This is a genomic window from Aeromonas media (genome assembly GCF_000819985.1).
Classification (GTDB): Bacteria; Pseudomonadota; Gammaproteobacteria; order Enterobacterales; family Aeromonadaceae; genus Aeromonas; species Aeromonas media.
On record NZ_CDBZ01000101.1, the window covers coordinates 41359 to 58921 of the forward strand.

Genomic DNA, 17563 nt, shown 5'->3' on the forward strand with positions numbered 1-17563 from the left:
GCGCCAAGGTTAGGTTCCGGACTTGATCTTGGTCCAACTCCGGGTGATCAGGCGCTGCACCGAGCGGGGATGTGCTTCCTGCACATACAGACGCTCCAGCACCGCCTGGGGGGGATAGACAGACTCGTCATCGCGCACGGCCTTGTCCATGAACTCTCCCGCCTTGATGTTCGGGTTCGCGTAGCCCACGTAGTCGCTCACCTTGGCGATCACTTGCGGCTCGAGAATGTAGTTGATCAGGGCGTGAGCCTCTTTGACGTTGGTGGCATCGGAGGGGATCGCCATCATGTCGAACCACAGATTGCCCCCCTCCTTCGGGATGCTGTAGGCAATCTTGATCCCCTTGCCCGCCTCGTCGGCCCGAGCCGCCGCCTGCAGTATGTCACCGGAGAACCCCGCCGCCACACAGATGTCGCCATTGGCGAGATCCCCTATGTACTTGGAGGAGTGGAAGTAGGTCACATAGGGGCGCACCTTGAGCAGTTGCTCTTCGGCGCGCTTGAGATCCGCAGGATCGTGGCTGTTGGGATTGAGGCCGAGGTAGTTCAGGGCAGCCGGGATCATCTCGTCCGCCGAGTCGAGGAAGGCCACCCCGCAGTGGGAGAGCTTCTTCATGTTTTCCGGCTCGAAGATGGTGGCCCAGGAGTCGATCTTGTCGACCCCCAGCACGGCCTTCACCTTCTCGACGTTGTAGCCGATGCCGTTGGTGCCCCACAGATAGGGCACGGCGTACTGATGGCCCGGATCCACCTTGTCGAGCTGCTTGAGCAGCAGGGGATCCAGGTTGCTCAGGTTGGGCAGCAGGGCGGGATCCAGCTTCTGGAAGGCCCCCGCCTGGATCTGCTTGGCCAGGAAATTGTTGGAAGGCACGACCAGATCGTAACCGGTTCGTCCGGTCAGCAGCTTGCCCTCCAGCGTCTCGTTGGAGTCAAACACGTCGTAGACGGTCTTGATCCCGGTCTTCTGCTGAAAGTCACTGAGGGTGGTTTCGCCGATATAATCGGACCAGTTGTAAAAATGAACCACAGGGGCTGCCTGGGTCAGATTTGCAAACCCCAGGGTCAGGGCCAGCGTTGCCATCTTGGTCATGTGCACTTATCAGTCCTCATTTGTGTGATGTTGCCAGTTGCGCATCCATACGCACCGTCCAACCTGTCGGGTGGTCACCACCCTCCCGGCCGAACTGCGGACCGGGAGGGGTACTCGTCACTTACTTGCCTGACTTGATCTTGGTCCAGCTGCGGGTCATCAGACGCTGCACCTTGGCCGGCAGATCCGGGAAGGTGTAGATCTTCGCCAGCGTCGCCTCGCTCGGGTAGATACCCGGATCGTTGCGGATCGCTTCGGACACCAGCGGCACGGAAGCCTTGTTCCCGCTCGGGTAACTGACCGCGTCGGAGATCTTGGCGATCACCTCGGGCTGCATCAGATAGTTCAGGAACACATGGGCCGATTCCACGTTCTTCGCATCGGCCGGAATAGCCAGCATGTCGAAGAAGCTGCCGGCCCCCTCTTTCGGGATCACATAGGTCAGATTGACACCGTTTTTGGCCTCGATCGCCCGGGACTTGGACTGCTGCAAGTCACCGGAGTAACCGACCGCCACGCACAGGTTGCCGTTGGCCAGATCCGAAATGTACTTGGAGGAGTGGAAATAGGCGGTATAGGGGCGGATGGAGAGGAACAGCTCCTCGGCCTTCTTCAACTCGTCCGGCTTCTGGCTATCCGGCTTGAAGCCCAGGTATTGCAGGGCAGCCGGCAGCATTTCGGTCGGCGAGTCGAGGAAGGAGACACCGCACTCCTTCAACTTGGCCATGTTCTCCGGCTTGAACACCAGATCCCAAGAATCCACAGGCGCATCAGCACCCAGCACGGCTTTCACCTTCTCGACGTTGTAGGCGTAGCCAATGGTGCCCCACAGGTAAGGGATGGAGTACAGGTTGCCCGGGTCACTCGGTTCGAGCGCCTTGAGCAACGAGGTATCCAGGTTTTTCCAGTTGGAGAGTTTGGACTTGTCCAGCTTCTGGAAGACGCCAGCCTTGATCTGCTTGGCCAGGAAGGGGTTCGACGGAACCACGATGTCATAACCTGAACTGCCTGCCAGCAACTTGGCTTCCAGCACCTCGTTGCTGTCAAACACGTCATACACCACCTTGATGCCCGTCTCTTTCTGGAAGTCTTCCAGCGTGGTCGGGCCGATGTAATCGCTCCAGTTATAGACGTGCAGCACCTTCTCGTCGGCCATCGCCCCGGTACTCATCATGACCAGCGCCACGGAAGCAGCCATCATTCCCTTTTTAAAAGACATAGTCCTTGTCTCCTAAGCAAATTGTATGCGTAAGCCAATCTGCCCGGTTGCAGCCTATTCCCGCAGCTTTGCTGCCGTCAGATCCAGACTGAGCCTGGCCAGTTTGACCAATTCATCCACCTGTTCCTCGGTGATCACCAAGGGGGGCGATATGATCATGGTATCGCCGACAGCCCTCATCACCAAGCCATTGTTAAAACAGAACTCCCGACACGTCATCCCGGCGTGCAGTTCGGCCGGGAAACGGCGTTTCGTCTGTTTGTCCTGCACTATTTCCAACGCGGCGACCAGGCCTTTACCCCGGGTTTCTCCCACCAGCGGGTGATCGGCAAGCTCGCTCCAGCGGCGCTGCAAATAGGGGCCGATACTATCATGGACGCGCTTAACTATGCTCTCACTTTGCATAAGCTGGATATTGGCGATGGCCACGGCGCAGGCCACCGGATGACCGGAGTAGGTGAAGCCGTGGTTGAACTCACCCCCCTCTTCCACCAGCACCCTGGCGACCCTGTCGCCCACCATCACGGCCCCCATCGGCAGGTAGCCCGAGGTGATGCCCTTGGCCAGACACATGAGGTCAGGCTTGATGCCGAACCCTTCGCTGGCAAACCAGTGACCGGTGCGGCCGAAACCGCAGATCACCTCGTCGGCGATGAGCAGGATGCCGTACTGGTCGCAGATGCGCTGGATCTCGGGCCAATAGCTGTCGGGCGGAATGATGACGCCGCCGGCGCCCTGGATCGGCTCGCCGATGAAGGCGGCCACCTTGTCCACCCCCAGCTCCAGAATCTTCTCCTCTAGCTGACGGGCACGGGCCAGCCCGAATTCGTGGGCGCTCATCCCCTGCCCCTCGCCAAAGTGATAGGGCTGATCGATGTGCACGATACCAGGAATAGGCAGCCCGCCCTGGGCATGCATCCCCTTCATGCCCCCCAGACTGGCCCCCGCCACCGTGGAGCCGTGATAGGCGTTGTGACGGCTGATGATCACCTGCTTGTCCGGCTGCCCCTTGCTGGCCCAGTAGTGGCGCACCATCCGCAGCACGGTGTCGTTGCACTCCGAGCCCGAGCCGGTGAAGAAGACATGGTTGAGATGGGGCGGCGTGATCTCGGCCAGCAGGGTCGCCAGTTCGGCGGCAGGGGGATGGCTGGTCTGGAAGAAGAGGTTGTAATAGGGCAGTTGCTGCATCTGTCTGGTGGCGGCATCCACCAGCTCCTGGCGGCCATAACCCAGGTTGACGCACCACAGGCCCGCCATCCCGTCCAGGATGCGGCGCCCGTCGGAGTCTTCCAGATAGACCCCCTCGGCCTTGGTGATGATGCGGCTGCCCTTCTTGTTCAGGGCCTGAAAGTCGGTGAAGGGATGCAGGTGGTGGCTGGCATCCAGTTGCTGCCACTCGCGGGTGGTCTGCTTCATTGCTTGCTCCTCGGTTCCTTCGATGTAAGCGATGTTTATTCGTCAATGTCGAGGGTGGCTGGCACTCTCCCGGTCACTGCTACTCACGGGCGGAATGCTGCGTTGCTTGCTCCTCGATTCCTTCGATGTAAGCGATCTTCGTGCAGGCATCCATGGGCTGGCCCACGGGCACGGTGCGGCCGCGAGCGGGCGCCATCGGCTGCCCCTCACGAGCCAGTGCCATCTTGCTTTGAGAGTGACGGGAGGGACCTGCACCCCTCCCGAGACGGGTCAGACGTTCAGCAGCAGGAATTCCCGTTCCCAGCGGCTGATCACCCCGAAGTAGGTCTCGTACTCCTTGCGCTTGACCGCGACGAAGGCGCGGATGAAGCGCTCCCCCAGCATGTCCTTGATGGGCTCGCACTGCTCCAGATGGCTGAGCGACTCCTCCAGGGAACGGGGCAGGCTGTAGGGCAGGTCATAGGCACTCGCCTTCATCTCCTGCATGGGCTCCAGCTTCTCCAGCATGCCGAGGTAGCCGCAGGCCAGGGTGGCGGCCAGCGCCAGATAGGGGTTGGCGTCGGCCCCGGCGAAGCGGTTCTCAACCCGGCGCGCGCTCGGCTCCGAGAAGGGCACCCGCAGGCCGCAGGTGCGGTTTTCCACGCCCCACTGCACGTTGCGCGGCGCGCTCTCGCCGAAGGTGAGGCGGCGGTAGGAGTTGACGTTCGGCGCCAGCAGGGCGGTCACTGCCGGGGTGTACTTCTGCAGGCCGGCGATGAAGTGCATGAACAGGGCGGAGTTGCCCCCTTCGCTGGTGCCAAACAGGTTCCGCCCCTCGGCGTCTTCCAGGCTCTGGTGGATGTGCATGGCGGAGCCAGGCTCATCGCTCATGGGCTTGGCCATGAAGGTGGCATAGATGCCGTGACGGTGGGCAGCCTCCCGCATGGTGCGCTTGAACAGGAACACCTGGTCGGCGAGATCGATGGCGTCACCGTGCAGGAAGTTGATCTCCATCTGGGCAGCGCCGGACTCGTGGATCAGGGTGTCCACCTCCAGCTCCTGGGCCTCGCAGTAGTCGTACATGTCCTCGAAGATGGGATCGAATTCGTTGACCGCATCGATGCTGAACGACTGGCGAGCCGTCTCGGGGCGGCCGTTGCGGCCCACCGGCGGCACCAGCGGATAGTCGGGGTCTTCGTTGCGCTTGACCAGATAGAATTCGAGCTCGGGGGCCACCACCGGCTTCCAGCCCTGCTTCTCGTAAAATGACAGGACCCGGCGCAGCACGGAGCGCGGCGCTATGTCGATCAGCTTGCCATTGATGTCGAAACAGTCGTGGATCACCTGAGCCGTGGGCTCCAGTGCCCAGGGCACGAAACGAATGGTGTTGGGATCGGGATAGAGCTGCATGTCCCGCTCCAGCGGGTCGATCATGCTGTCGTCATCCGGGTACTCGCCGGTCACCGTCTGGGTGAAGATGACCTCGGGCAGCCGCATGCCCCCTTCGCGCAGAAACTTGTTGGCTGGAATGATCTTGCCTCGGGCATTGCCGGTGAAATCCGGGAACAGGCACTCCACTTCCGTGATGCGATTGCTCTCCATCCAGCCCTTGATACTGTCCATGTTAAACCCCGACTCTACGGTTGTCATTGGCAAGGGTGTCTAATATAAGGAACACCATTGTTAAGAAAATGTAATCGACCTCACCATAAAAGCCCGCGATAAAGGCCTTTGTCAAGCAGTGGTGTTTAAAAAACTATAAACAACGGCTGATATAATGACCAGCGCGGCACCAAATACTAAACACCCTGTGCCATGATCAGCCCACTGCAAGCCCGATGCCAAGGATGGACAGATCCTGCTCGATACTCAGTCAGCCCCTGTCGGAGCGGGCCCATTTCTTTGCAAGGGCGCACAATCCTTATCCGATTCGCTTTGCATACCTGCATTTTTTTGGTACAAGGCCCGCCCTGATTTGCACTCTCCTGCATGGATTTGGTGCAAATCGGACTACAGGGGCTTGGTCTGCGGGCCGACAGCCCCCATAAATGGGAAAAATTGGGAAACTGACTGGTAGCAAACCCTATGTGTGATTTCATGACTGAAGACCAACTGGCCTTTTACAAGGGTCAGATCGAGCGACAAATCCTCGAGCTCGAAGAGCGTCTCAACTCCCAAGCCAGCCAGGCCATCGCCACCGATACCAACGAGATGGCCGATGAAATTGATCGTGCCAGCATCGAGGAGGCCCGCCGTCTGGAGCTGAACCGCATCGAGCACGACAAGCTGCATCTGCGCAAGCTGAAAGGGGCGTTGAAACGCATCAATGAAGGAGACTTTGGCTACTGCGAATCCTGCGGTGACGAGATCTCCCTCAAGCGGCTGCAGGCTCGTCCTGAGTCCCGCTTCTGCGTCGAGTGCCAGAGCACCAAGGAATTCAACGATACCCACGTGTTCCGCCGCGTCGCCTGATACGCCAGTGAACCGTCACCACCTTGTCGCACCGGGCTGCAGGCAAGGCCGTGCACAGGCAGCGGCGTCCGTCTAGACAGACGAGCATGCCGGGCCGCACATGAGCCTTGTTCGCGGCTTCACAGCAAGAGCGTGACAACTTCTGTTAGACTCCGGGCAAGTCCCGGACTCTACAGGAGATCAGAGCGTGAAATGGCTCATCAAGCTGTGTTTGTGCCTGCCGCTGCTGGCACAGGCGCAGACGCTCACCGTCAAGGTCCCCAGCCGACCGATCAATGACCTCGACAGCGAATACCAGCTCAAGCTGCTGGAGCTGGCACTCGACCGTGCCGGACAGCCCTACAAGCTGAAGCGGGTCGACCTCAATCTCAATCAGTTCACCCTGCAGCAGGAGCTGCGCAAGGGCAAAACCATCAACGTGTTCTGGATGGGTACCTCCAGCACCCTCGAATCCGCCCTGATCCCCGTCCCCATTCCGCTGTTCCGTGGTCTGGAAGGACTGCGGCTGTCGTTCATCCACGGCGATGCCCAGGAGAAGTTCAACCAGGTCAACACCCTGGCGGATCTCCGGCAGCTGAAGGCGGCCCAGGGGGTCGGCTGGGCCGACAACAAGATCCTGGAGCAGGCGGGCATAGCAACCTATGCGGGACGCTACAGCAACCTGTTCCGTCTCATCAACGACGGCGACAAGCTCGACTTCTTTCCCCGCGGTCTGGTGGAGATCTTCGCGGAACGCCGTGAGCTGGCGGCCCAGTACCCCAATCTCGCCATAGAGCAGCACCTGCTGATCCGCTACCCCTTCGCCGAGTTCTTCTTCGTCAGCCCAGAGTCTCCCAAGCTGGCCAAGGCGATCCAGACAGGACTGGAGCGGGCCTATGCCGACGGCAGCTTCATGAAGTTCTTCCACGAGAATCCCAGGATCCGCGAGGCCCTGGCCAGCGCGAATCTGGAGCAGAGGGTCACCATCTCCCTGCCCAACCCGGACATGACCCCCTTGCTCAGGAGCATTCCAGCCCAATATTGGGATTATCCGCCCAGGCAGTAATGCCGGGATTCCGGCGCACTGGCGCTGGGACTTTCCACCGCGACAAAGGGCGTTGGTCCCTGACCACAGGCTCGCAGGGAATGAGCGAACCGGTTTCAACCGCCGCACCAGGGAGGTGCCATGAAGCGACTCGACGACAGGTTCAGCGACTACGGCCAGAGCCACCAGCACCCGGTCAATGTGGCCATCCACAAGGTGGCCGTGCCTGGTATCTACCTCTGCACCCTGGCCCTGCTCTGGTGTCTGCCGGCAGGCCCGTTGCCGCCGTCGCTCAACTGGGCGGCGCTGGCGGCCATTCCGGTGCTGGCCTTCTACCTGCAGTTGTCGTTTGCCCTGTTCGTGGGAATGACGGCGTTGACCGCGCTGGGGCTGGTCCTCTGCCACAGCTGGCAAGGCCCCTTGCTGTGGCCCGCCCTGTGCGGCTTCGCGCTGCTCTGGGTAGCCCAGTTCGTCGGCCACCGAATAGAGGGGAAGCGCCCCTCCTTCCTCGCCGACCTGCAATTTCTGCTGGTAGGCCCCGCCTGGGTGCTGGCCAGCCTCTATCGTCGCTTGGGCATCCCCTACTGAGGGAAGCCAAAGGAGAAATCATGACACACCACTCCCCCCTTACCCGCGCCCTGCCTCTGCTGCTGGGCATACTGTTTGCCGGTCCGGCGCTGGCCGACAAGGCCGATCCCGTCGGCGAGGTGAGTACCGCCTTCAAGCTGGTCGGCCCGAACCACAAGATCCTGGTGGAGGCGTTCGACGACCCGAAAATCGCCGGTGTCGCCTGCTATCTGGCGCGCCCCAAGACTGGGGGCGTCAAGGGTGGTCTCGGGCTGGCGGAAGATCCCTCCCACGCCTCACTGTCGTGCCACCAGACAGGCCCCATCACCCTGCCCGCCAAACTCAAAGCCGGGGAAGAGGTGTTCGACGTCAGCACCTCCCTGGTGTTCAAGGAGCAGAAGGTGGTGCGTTTTTACGACGAGAAGCGCAATGCCCTTGTCTATCTGACTTACAGCACCAAGTTGGTGGATGGCTCGTACAAGAGTGCAGTGAGCGCCGTTCCCATCATGCCGTGGGGCTGAATCCCCACCATTTATCCCGTGATGACGGTCACTATTTGTTGTAATTTAACCACATCATTATCTGCGGAGAGCGCCCCATGAGAGTCGCCGTTTTCAGTACCAAGAGCTACGACAAGGAACACTTCAATCAGGCCAACAGCCAGTACGGCTTCGAGCTGGAGTTCTTCGACGTGCGGCTGGAGGCCAAGACAGCCCGCCTCGCCCATCACTTCCCCGTGGTCTGCCTGTTCGTCAACGATGACGCCGACCGGGAGGTGCTGACCGAGCTGGCCGCCAACGGCACCAAGGTCATCGCCCTGCGCTGCGCCGGTTACAACAACGTGGATCTGGTGGCCGCCAAGGAGCTGGGTCTGAAAGTGGTGCGGGTACCCGCCTACTCCCCCGAGGCGGTCGCCGAGCACGCGGTGGGCCTGATGATGACCCTCAACCGCCGCATCCATAAGGCCTACCAGCGCACCCGCGACGCCAACTTCTCCCTGGAGGGGCTGGTCGGCTTCAACATGCACGGCCGCACCGCCGGCATCATAGGCACCGGCAAGATCGGCATCGCCACCCTGCGCATCCTCAAGGGCTTCGGCATGCGCCTGCTGGTGAGCGACCCCTACCCGAACCAGGCGGCCATCGATCTGGGGGCCGAGTACGTGGACATCGACACCCTGCTGCGCAAGTCCGACGTCATCAGCCTGCACTGCCCCCTGTTCAAGGAGAACTACCACCTGCTGAACAAGGAGGCCTTCGCCAAGATGAAGGACGGGGTGATGATCATCAACACCAGCCGGGGCGGCCTGCTCGACTCCAACGCCGCCATCGAGGCCCTCAAGACCTCCCGCATCGGCGCCCTGGGGCTGGACGTCTACGAGGAGGAGGAAGATCTCTTCTTCGAGGACAAGTCCAACGAGGTGATCACCGATGACGTCTTCCGCCGCCTCTCCGCCTGCCACAACGTGCTGTTCACCGGTCACCAGGCCTTCCTGACCCGGGAGGCGCTGCACGCCATCGCCGACACCACCCTCGGCAACATCCAGGCCATAGAGAGCCAGGGCCGCAGCGACAACGAGGTGGAGTAACCCCTCCCCCGCAGCGATGAAGGACAGAGGGCGCCACTCCCTCTGTCTCCTGCGCAGACAGGCACCCCGCTCGCCCTGTTGTCCCCTGCGAGCGCAATAACCATGGCGCCGGGTTGTGAGACTCGGCGCCTTCGGGTAGGCTACCAGCCCTTTTTTGTACAGGAGTCTGGCAAGCATGTTCATCGGATTTGCTCACTGTACCTCCGACTGTGCGCCGGGTTGTAAGATCCGGCACCTTCGGGTAGGCCAGTCCTCCTTTTTTACTCTGGAGTCTGGCACCCATGTTTATCGGATTTGATTACGGTACCTCCAACTGTGCCGTCGCCGTGATGGAACAGGGCAGCCCCAGGCTGCTGACCCTCTCCGGTTCCCACTACCTCCCCTCCACCCTGCACGCCCCGCACCGGGACGCCATCGCCGGCCTGCTGGCCGAACGGCTGGCAAGTACGCAGCAGGCGGAGTACCTCAAGCTGCGGGGCCCCGTGGTGACCCGGGCCCAGGCGGTGCGCCGCCAGATGCGCGAAGAGGGGCTCATCGACGAGCTCAGCTTCGGCGGGGCGGCGCTGGAGCGCTACCTGGAGGAGCCGGATGACGGTTACTACATCAAGTCGCCGAAATCCTTCCTCGGGGCCTACGGCCTCAAGGCGCCCCAGATAGCCCTGTTCGAGGACATCGTCTGCGCCATGATGCTGCACGTCCGCCACGAGGCGGAGCAGCAGACAGGTGCCCCGGTGCGCCAGGCGGTGATCGGTCGCCCGGTCAACTTCCAGGGGCTGGCCGGGGAGGAGAGCAACCGCCAGGCCATCGCCATCCTGGGTGAGGCGGCCCGACTCGCCGGCTTCGAGCGGGTGGAGTTTCTCTACGAGCCGGTGGCCGCCGGCTTCGAGTTCGAGGCGCGACTCAGCGAGGATGCCGTGGTGCTGGTGGTGGACATAGGCGGCGGCACCACGGACTGCTCCATGCTGCGCATGGGCCCGAGCCACCGCGACCGGCTGGATCGCAGCGGCGATCTGCTCGGCCACAGCGGCCAGCGCATCGGCGGCAACGACTTCGACATCCGGCTAACGGTGGAGGGCATGATGCCGCTGCTCGGCATGCACGAGACCCTCAAGACCGGCAAGCCACTGCCCCATCCGCTGTTCTGGGACGCGGCCGCCATCAACGACGTCAGCGCCCAGAGTCGCTTCTACAGCCTGGATACCGCCCGCCAGCTGCAGGATCTGCAGCTCGACAGCCAGCCCGGCAGCAAACTCTCACGGCTCGCCAGCCTGCGGGCCCACAAGCTGAGCCACCAGCTGGTGTGGCGCGCCGAGCAGGGCAAGATCGCCCTGTCCGACCATGAGCTCAACCACCAGACCCTGAACGAGCTGGAGAAGGGGCTGGAGGCGGAACTCACCCGCCCTCAACTGGCCAGTGCCTCCGCCCCCCTGCTGGAGAAGATTGGCGAGCTGATGGACGAGGCGATCGCCGCCGCCGGCGTGGCGCCGGACCGGATCTTCGTCACCGGCGGTAGCGCCCGCTCCCCTCTCATCAAGGCCTTCATTCGCCAGAAGCTGCCCGCCGTGCCTTTAGAGGGAGGGGATGACTTCGGTTCTGTGGCCTCGGGGCTCGCCCGTTACGCCGAGCGGTTGTTCGCCGGCTGAGACGGTCAGGGGAGCCATGGATAAGCAGGCTCAGCCGGGGCAGGTGTTGCCATTTACCGACACCCCCCTCTCCCTGAGGGCGACAGAAGCGGTCGGGCCGGCCCCCCCGTGCCCTGCCTCCCGGGCCATGGCACGGGTATGCTTGTCACTCCCCCCACCGGAGCCCCTTTCATGCCCAGATTTCTGCTACTGCTGCTCGCCCTGCTCCTGCTCAGCGCCTGCAGCAGTACTCCCCGCTTCGCCTCGCAAGATCTGCAGCACCACCACTGGGTGCTCGACAAGCTGGATGGCCAGGCCATCCCCAGCAGCCGCATCAATCCCCCCGACATAGAGATAGGGGAACACCTCACCGTCAATGGCATCGCCGGCTGCAACCGCTACTTCGGCCAGGGCCACCTCGAGGATGACAGACTCTGGGTCACCAGCCTAGGCAACACCGAGATGGCCTGTCTGGCGCCGCTCGATGCCGTGGAGCAGGCGGTGCTGACCACCCTGACCCAGGGTGCCACCCTGAGTGGCACGCCACAGACCCTGATCCTGACCGGAAAACGGCACCGTTTGGAATACAGACTGCGAGACTGGGTGTACTAGGGCTCACAAAACCACTCGCCGACAGGAACAACTGGCCCAGCTGTGGCACAATATGAGGCACTGTTCGCAATGGAGGCTGCCTCAGCCATGTCGATGGATCGCCTGTTTGGCAAGATCAAACAACTGCCCACAATCCCGCAGCTGCTGCACGAGCTGATGCAGAGTTTCAACGATGAGAATGCCCGCATCGACGAGATCGCGGCCAAGATCGCCATGGACCAGGTGATCAGCGTCAAGGTGCTGCGGATGGCCAACTCCGCCGCCCTGCGCCGGGGCAACGAGGTGACCTCCATCGAGCAGGCGGTGATCCGCCTCGGCTTCAACCGCTTGCGCTCCGTGGTGGTCGCCTCCGGCATCATCAGCAGCTTCAAGGCCCCCCCGGGCTTTGACAAGCACCGCTTCTGGACCCAGACCTTCCAGGTCGCCACCATAGCCCGCACCCTGGCCCAGCAGACCAAGGCGGTGGATCCGGAGAGCGCCTTCACCTGCGCCCTCATTCACAACATCGGCGAGCTGCTGATCCAGAGCACCTTGCCGGAGGAGGCCGGGCTCATCAACCTGGCCATCGAGAAGGGGAGCAGCAGGGTCGAGGCCCAGCGGGAGATGCTGGGCTACGACTATGCCCAGCTCGGCGCCGAGCTGGCAAAGCGCTGGAACCTGTCGGCCTCCTTCGTCGATGCCATCGCCCAGCAGCTGGATCCCCTCTCCCACGATCCGGTCAGCAAGGAGGCGGTGCTGATCCGGCTCTCCGTCTTCGTCTCCTTCGCCTGGCACGCCGGGGTACCGGCCCAGGCCATCATAGCGCGCTTCCCCAAGCCGCTGGCCGACCAGCTCGGGCTGGATCCCGCCACCCTGGCGGATCAGCTGGAGCAACTCCACGAGCAGGGCAATGCCCTCGCCGACCTCCTGACCCAGTAGCCTCTGGCCACCCTTTGATGCAGTAGATACCATGACCCATCCCTTCCTGTTTCATCCCCAGGTGGCACCCTGGTTCAAAGAGAGTGCCGATACCCTGTTGCTCACCCTGTTCAGCGAGCTGGACGCCCCCATCCGCGAGGTGTGGCTGCGTCACGAGCCGGACAACGAGGAGTATCTGGTAGCCATGCGCCCGGTTTCGACCCGGGACAGGCTGCAGGTCTGGCAGGTCGAGCTGCCGCTGGCCAAGGGGCAGGAGATCCACCTCTACTGCTTCAAGTGCCTCACCGACCAGGAGCAGTGGTGGCTGCACGGGGCGGGCGTCAGCGCCGCCATGCCGCCGCGGGAGCAGCATTTCCGCTTCAACAGCCATCATCAGCCGCCGACCTGGGTACAGGATCAGGTCTTCTACCAGATCTTCCCGGACCGCTTCTGCAACGGCGATCCCTCGCTCAGCGTCAAGCATCACGAGTACGAGTACCGCGGCAAGGCGGTCATCAGCAAGGCCTGGGGGGAGCCGGTCAGCCGCCACGAAGAGGGGCACGGCGCCTGCGAGTTCTACGGCGGGGATCTGGCGGGCATAGACGCCAAGCTGCACTATCTGCAATCCCTCGGGGTGACGGCGCTCTACCTCAACCCCATCTTCGATTCGCCGAGCAACCACAAGTACGACACCCAGGATTACTACAGCGTCGACCCGCACCTCGGCACCAATGCCCAGTTTGCCGAGCTGACCCGCAACCTGCATCAGCGCGGCATGAAGATCATCCTGGACGCCGTGGTCAACCACACCTCCACCGATCACCCCTGGTTCTGCCCGCCGCTGGGAGCCCAGAGCAACCCGGACTCCCCCTGGCGCAGCTTCTACACCTTCGACCAGGAAGGGGATTATGTCAGCTGGAAAGGCATTCGCAGCCTGCCCAAGCTGGACTTCGCCAGCGAGCAGGTGCAGGACGCCGTGTATCGGGCAGACAACGCCATTCTGCGCTACTGGATGCGCGCCCCCTACCAGATCGACGGCTGGCGCTTCGACGTCATCCACATGCTGGGAGAGCGGGGCTCGGCCATGGGCAACAGCGGCCATGTGCGCGCCATTCGCGGCGCCGTCAAGCAGGAGAACCCGGACGCCTACGTGCTCGGCGAACACTTCTTCGAGGCGAGCCAGTGGCTGCAGGGGGATCAGGAAGACGGCGCCATGAACTACTACGGCTTCGCCCACCCCATCCGCGCCTTCCTGGCGGGGCAGGACATCGCCTATCACCCCATCAAGATCAGCGCCGAGGAGCTGGACCGCTGGCTCAAGCTGGCCCGGGCTCATATCCCTTTCAAGAACCAGCTGGCCCAGTTCAACCTGCTGGACAGCCACGACACCGCCCGCTTCCTGCGCCTGCTGGGGGAGGACAAGCAGCGGATGCGGCTCGCCGCCACCCTGCTCATCACCTATATCGGTGTGCCCTCCATCTACTACGGCGACGAGGTGGGGCTCTCCGGCGGCAACGATCCGGACTGCCGTCGCTGCTTCCCCTGGGACACCACAGACTGGGATCACGTGCTGCACGATCACTACCGCCGCCTGATCCAGATCCGCAAGCAGCGCCCGGCCCTGCGCCGGGGGGACATCCAGACCCTCTACGCCGGCCCTCACAGCTATGTGTTTGCCCGCACCCTGCAAAGCGATCAGGTGGTGGTGGCCTGCAACCGCCACCCCACGGAGCCGCGCACCATCAGCCTGCCCCTGTGGCAGACCGCCAGCCCCGCCAGCCGCTTCACCGACGCCTTCAACGGCGACAAGTTCGAGGTGGTGCAAGGGGAGGTGCAGCTCACCATACCGGCCAACTCGGCCAGGGTGCTGCTGTCGAGCTGACAACAAAAACCGGAGCCCAAGGCTCCGGTTTTTCTTCATGTTGCTTCGGCAAACCCCGGCAACCTCAGTAGTTGATGCTGACGTAGGGGACTTCCGGCACATTCCACGCCTGCTTGAGGTAGACGGTCAGCACGAAGAAGAAGTTGGCCAGCAGGTTGGCGAAACGATAGAGAATGGAGTCGAAGCGCACGCCGCTCTCTTCGAGGCGCACCAGCAGGCGCACCACCTTCTTGCTGCCGCAGCGGCACAGGTGCAGGGTGGGAATGGGCTGGGGTCCCTGGGGCAGCACGAAACCCGTGACCCGGCCGCGGCTCGCCTCGTTGTAGTGATCGTAACGCCCCTTCAGCCAGTCCAGATCTTCCTCGAAGATCCCGAGCCTGCCACGCACCGAGCCGTTGAGGTTGTAGATGAGTCGTTGCAGGGTCGCCAGATCCGCCAGCACGGGCCGGGTATCCTCATCCGGCACCAGATGGGAGAGCACGGCCCCCACCTGACAGCAGAGCTCGTCGGTGGCGATCTCGTAGTCACACTGGAACTGGGTCTCGAAGATGAAGGGGTAGCAGAGCTCGCGCTTGTCTCTTGGCTTCTTGGGGTTCATGGCATCGTCTGGCTGGAGAAAAGGGCAGTTTGCCAGCCCGGGCCCGGGCTGGCAAACGCCACATCAGAGAGGTGACGAACCGGGATCAGGTGGTCGCCATCTGCTGGCCGAGCAGCCTCATGGCCTCCAGCATCCGCTGGTTGAAGCCCATGAAACCGGCGCCCTCTGCCCCCTCACTCTGGCCTCGCGCCGCCAGTACTGCAGGGGTCAACGCCTGCTGCTGGGCAGGCGGCAACAGGGCATCGGCCTGCTGCTGCAACTGGCTCAGCTTCGGCAGATAGTCCGCCAGCGGCTTGAGGCCCTCCTGCAGCGAATGGGCCCCCTGATAGGTCTGGCTCAAGCGGGCCGACTGCTTGAGCTTGAGGGAGTATGAGGCCAGCTGACTGTCGTCCAGTTGCAACCCGTCCAGCCTGTCGGCCAGGGTCTTGCCCTCCCCGCCTCCGAAGAACTGGCCAGCCAGCTCGTCCAGCCCCTTGACCAGCTTGCCGATGGCCTCCATCTCGCCACTGTCGAGATCCCCTTCCAGGGAGAAGTCGAAGCTCTGGCTCGACTTGAGGCTGAACTGGCTGCCGCTCCCGTCGTTACGGGACTTGAACTGCCAGCTGTCGCTGAACCTCAGCATCACCTTGTCCCCGTCCCGGGTCTCGATCTCGAGGAAGGCCTGCTGCCGACTGGCCATCTTGGCCGCCCCGAGATCCGTGGTCGAGACCTCGCCGAAGAACTCTTGCTCGAAGGACTCCAGCCCCTCCTGGATCAGCTTGTAGCTCTGATCCATGCCGGTCTTGATGTCCTCGTTGTCCGCCCAGTCCCCGAGCTGCTTTCTGGCGTCGCCGAAGCCCATGTCCACGCCTTTGCGGGCCTGCTCCATCATCTTGGCCAGCTCCTCATCCGACTTGCCGTCGGCACGGGCCGCGCCCAGCCGTCCGGTGACAAACTGCAGCACGTTGTCCGCCACCGTCTCGTAATCGAACAAGGTCTCCGGGGTGATTGCCTCTGGCGGATCCAGCTTGAACTCCTGACTCCTGGGGGCCTGATAGTGCTGGCCGTTGATCTCCAGCGCGAATTGCAGCGCCTGCTGGATCAGCACCTGGGCCCACTTCGGGGGCTTGTTCAGGGAGACCTCATCCCCCTTGCCCGCCGTTTTCGACTCTGCCTGTTGAGGCGATTTGGGAGCAATGCCCACTCCCTTGGGTTGGGCTGCGCCCATGCCATCGATCTGCATCATCACTCTCCCGCCATACTGGTGGATCGGTTATCGGCCCGACTGGCCACTTCTTGACCACAAAAAACTTGGACAATCCGCGACGGCCTTTTAAAATCCCCACCCTTTGGTTGGCTGCGGCCTTCCCCCGGTTTCTGCCCGGCCCTGCCGGTGTGCATCTGAGGTATCTATGACCCAATCCCAGCGGACCCCCGCCGACTACCAGGCCCAGCTCGACGAAAAGCGCGATCGCCTCACCCAGCTGTTCGCCGACTTCAATCCGCCCGCGCTTGAGGTCCATGCCTCCCCCGCCGAGCACTACCGGATGCGTGCCGAGTTCCGCATCTGGCACGAGGGGGATGACCTCTTCCACTGCATGTATGCCCAGGCCACCAAGGAGATCATCCGGGTCGACAGCTTCCCCACCGCCAGCCTGCTCATCAACCGGCTGATGCCAGTGCTGCTGGCAGGGCTGCGCCCGCACCCCGTACTGCGCCGCAAGCTGTTCCAGATAGACTACCTCTCCACCCAGTCCGGCCAGCTGTGCGTCAGCCTGCTCTACCACCGCAAGCTGGAGGCGGAGTGGCAGCAAGCTGCCGAGGCCCTGCAGGCCGACCTGCGGGCCCAGGGGTTCGATCTGCAACTGATTGGCCGCGCCCACAAGCAGAAGATCTGCCTGGGGGAGGAGTTCGTCATCGAGCGGCTCAACGTGCAGGGGCGCGAGCTGGTCTACAAGCAGGTGGAGAACAGCTTCACCCAACCCAATGCCGCCATCAACGAGCAGATGCTGGGCTGGGCGCTGGACGTGACCCACGACAGCGAGGGTGACCTGCTGGAGCTCTACTGCGGCAACGGCAACTTCTCCATCGCCCTGGCCCAGAACTTCCGCAAGGTGCTGGCCACCGAGATCGCCAAGCCGAGCGTGGATTCAGCCCAGTACAACATCGCCGCCAACGGGGTCGACAACCTGATCATCCTGCGCATGTCGGCGGAGGAGTTCACCATGGCGATGCGCGGCGAGCGGGAGTTCAACCGCCTCAAGGGGGTCGATCTCGGCGCTTACCAGTGCAACACCATCTTCGTCGACCCGCCCCGTGCCGGCCTTGACGACGCCACGGTCAAGCTGGTGCAGGAGTACGACAACATTCTCTACATCTCCTGCAACCCGGAGACCCTGCAGGCCAACATGGCGGTCCTCGGCGAGACCCACGAGATCGCCCGCTTCGCCCTGTTCGACCAGTTCCCCTGGACCCACCATATGGAAGCCGGTGTCTATCTGCGCCGCAAGGCAGGCTGATACCGCAGGGACGCCAATCCCCTTCGACAGGCAGAATGAGAACAGGGCCTCGGGCCCTGTTTGATTAGTTATCCCGGTGCAGAGCGCTGGCGCAGCCGTT

The 17563-nt window shown here is 62.7% G+C and carries 16 protein-coding genes; 10 read left to right on the forward strand and 6 right to left on the reverse strand.

The window, feature by feature from the left end:
• Window positions 1–9 precede the first annotated feature (9 nt).
• From BN1127_RS09035 to BN1127_RS09050, 4 genes are all read right to left on the reverse strand, one after another.
• A complete protein-coding gene (locus tag BN1127_RS09035) occupies window positions 10–1089 on the reverse strand; it encodes a polyamine ABC transporter substrate-binding protein (protein WP_041206589.1) in 1080 nt (359 codons plus the stop codon).
• Between the two features lie 121 nt (window positions 1090–1210).
• The gene (locus BN1127_RS09040) at window positions 1211–2308 is read right to left on the reverse strand and encodes an extracellular solute-binding protein (RefSeq protein ID WP_041206590.1); all 1098 of its coding nucleotides are present in this window, start codon (window positions 2306–2308) and stop codon (window positions 1211–1213) included.
• A 54-nt stretch (window positions 2309–2362) separates the two neighbouring features.
• A complete protein-coding gene (locus BN1127_RS09045; protein ID WP_042649196.1) occupies window positions 2363–3724 on the reverse strand; it encodes an aspartate aminotransferase family protein in 1362 nt (453 codons plus the stop codon).
• Between the two features lie 270 nt (window positions 3725–3994).
• The gene (locus BN1127_RS09050; RefSeq protein WP_005328484.1) at window positions 3995–5326 is read right to left on the reverse strand and encodes a glutamine synthetase family protein; all 1332 of its coding nucleotides are present in this window, start codon (window positions 5324–5326) and stop codon (window positions 3995–3997) included.
• A gap of 462 nt (window positions 5327–5788) precedes the next feature.
• Between BN1127_RS09050 and BN1127_RS09055 the strand changes: the two genes are divergently transcribed.
• From BN1127_RS09055 to malZ, 9 genes are all read left to right on the forward strand, one after another.
• Window positions 5789–6175, forward strand: coding sequence for a TraR/DksA family transcriptional regulator (locus tag BN1127_RS09055; protein ID WP_005328486.1), 387 nt, complete (start codon window positions 5789–5791; stop codon window positions 6173–6175).
• Between the two features lie 187 nt (window positions 6176–6362).
• Window positions 6363–7220, forward strand: coding sequence for a hypothetical protein (locus BN1127_RS09060; protein WP_042649197.1), 858 nt, complete (start codon window positions 6363–6365; stop codon window positions 7218–7220).
• 120 nt (window positions 7221–7340) lie between these two features.
• On the forward strand, window positions 7341–7787 hold the full coding sequence (locus BN1127_RS09065) for an Mpo1 family 2-hydroxy fatty acid dioxygenase (protein ID WP_042649198.1): 447 nt from the start codon (window positions 7341–7343) through the stop codon (window positions 7785–7787).
• 20 nt (window positions 7788–7807) lie between these two features.
• Entirely contained in the window at window positions 7808–8287 is a 480-nt protein-coding gene (locus BN1127_RS09070; protein ID WP_042649199.1) for a CreA family protein, read from the forward strand.
• A 77-nt stretch (window positions 8288–8364) separates the two neighbouring features.
• A complete protein-coding gene (locus BN1127_RS09075) occupies window positions 8365–9354 on the forward strand; it encodes a 2-hydroxyacid dehydrogenase (protein WP_042649200.1) in 990 nt (329 codons plus the stop codon).
• Window positions 9355–9635: 281 nt separating this feature from the next.
• Window positions 9636–10997, forward strand: a complete 1362-nt coding sequence (yegD, locus tag BN1127_RS09080; protein WP_042649201.1) for a molecular chaperone — start codon at window positions 9636–9638, stop codon at window positions 10995–10997.
• Window positions 10998–11168: 171 nt separating this feature from the next.
• A complete protein-coding gene (locus BN1127_RS09085; protein WP_042649202.1) occupies window positions 11169–11588 on the forward strand; it encodes an META domain-containing protein in 420 nt (139 codons plus the stop codon).
• A gap of 69 nt (window positions 11589–11657) precedes the next feature.
• Entirely contained in the window at window positions 11658–12506 is an 849-nt protein-coding gene (locus BN1127_RS09090; protein WP_042649203.1) for an HDOD domain-containing protein, read from the forward strand.
• A gap of 31 nt (window positions 12507–12537) precedes the next feature.
• Window positions 12538–14367 carry a maltodextrin glucosidase gene (malZ, locus tag BN1127_RS09095; protein ID WP_042649204.1) on the forward strand — a complete coding sequence of 610 codons (1830 nt, stop codon included), beginning with the start codon at window positions 12538–12540 and terminating at the stop codon, window positions 14365–14367.
• Between the two features lie 64 nt (window positions 14368–14431).
• On the opposite strand, the gene BN1127_RS09100 is transcribed toward malZ, so the two are convergent.
• A complete protein-coding gene (locus BN1127_RS09100) occupies window positions 14432–14965 on the reverse strand; it encodes an ATP--cob(I)alamin adenosyltransferase (RefSeq protein WP_005325467.1) in 534 nt (177 codons plus the stop codon).
• A gap of 85 nt (window positions 14966–15050) precedes the next feature.
• Window positions 15051–16187 (reverse strand): DUF5610 domain-containing protein, encoded by a 1137-nt coding sequence (locus BN1127_RS09105; RefSeq protein WP_042649205.1) that lies wholly within the window; start codon window positions 16185–16187, stop codon window positions 15051–15053.
• A gap of 169 nt (window positions 16188–16356) precedes the next feature.
• Between BN1127_RS09105 and trmA the strand changes: the two genes are divergently transcribed.
• Window positions 16357–17463, forward strand: a complete 1107-nt coding sequence (gene trmA, locus BN1127_RS09110) for a tRNA (uridine(54)-C5)-methyltransferase TrmA (protein WP_042649206.1) — start codon at window positions 16357–16359, stop codon at window positions 17461–17463.
• Window positions 17464–17563: the final 100 nt, after the last annotated feature.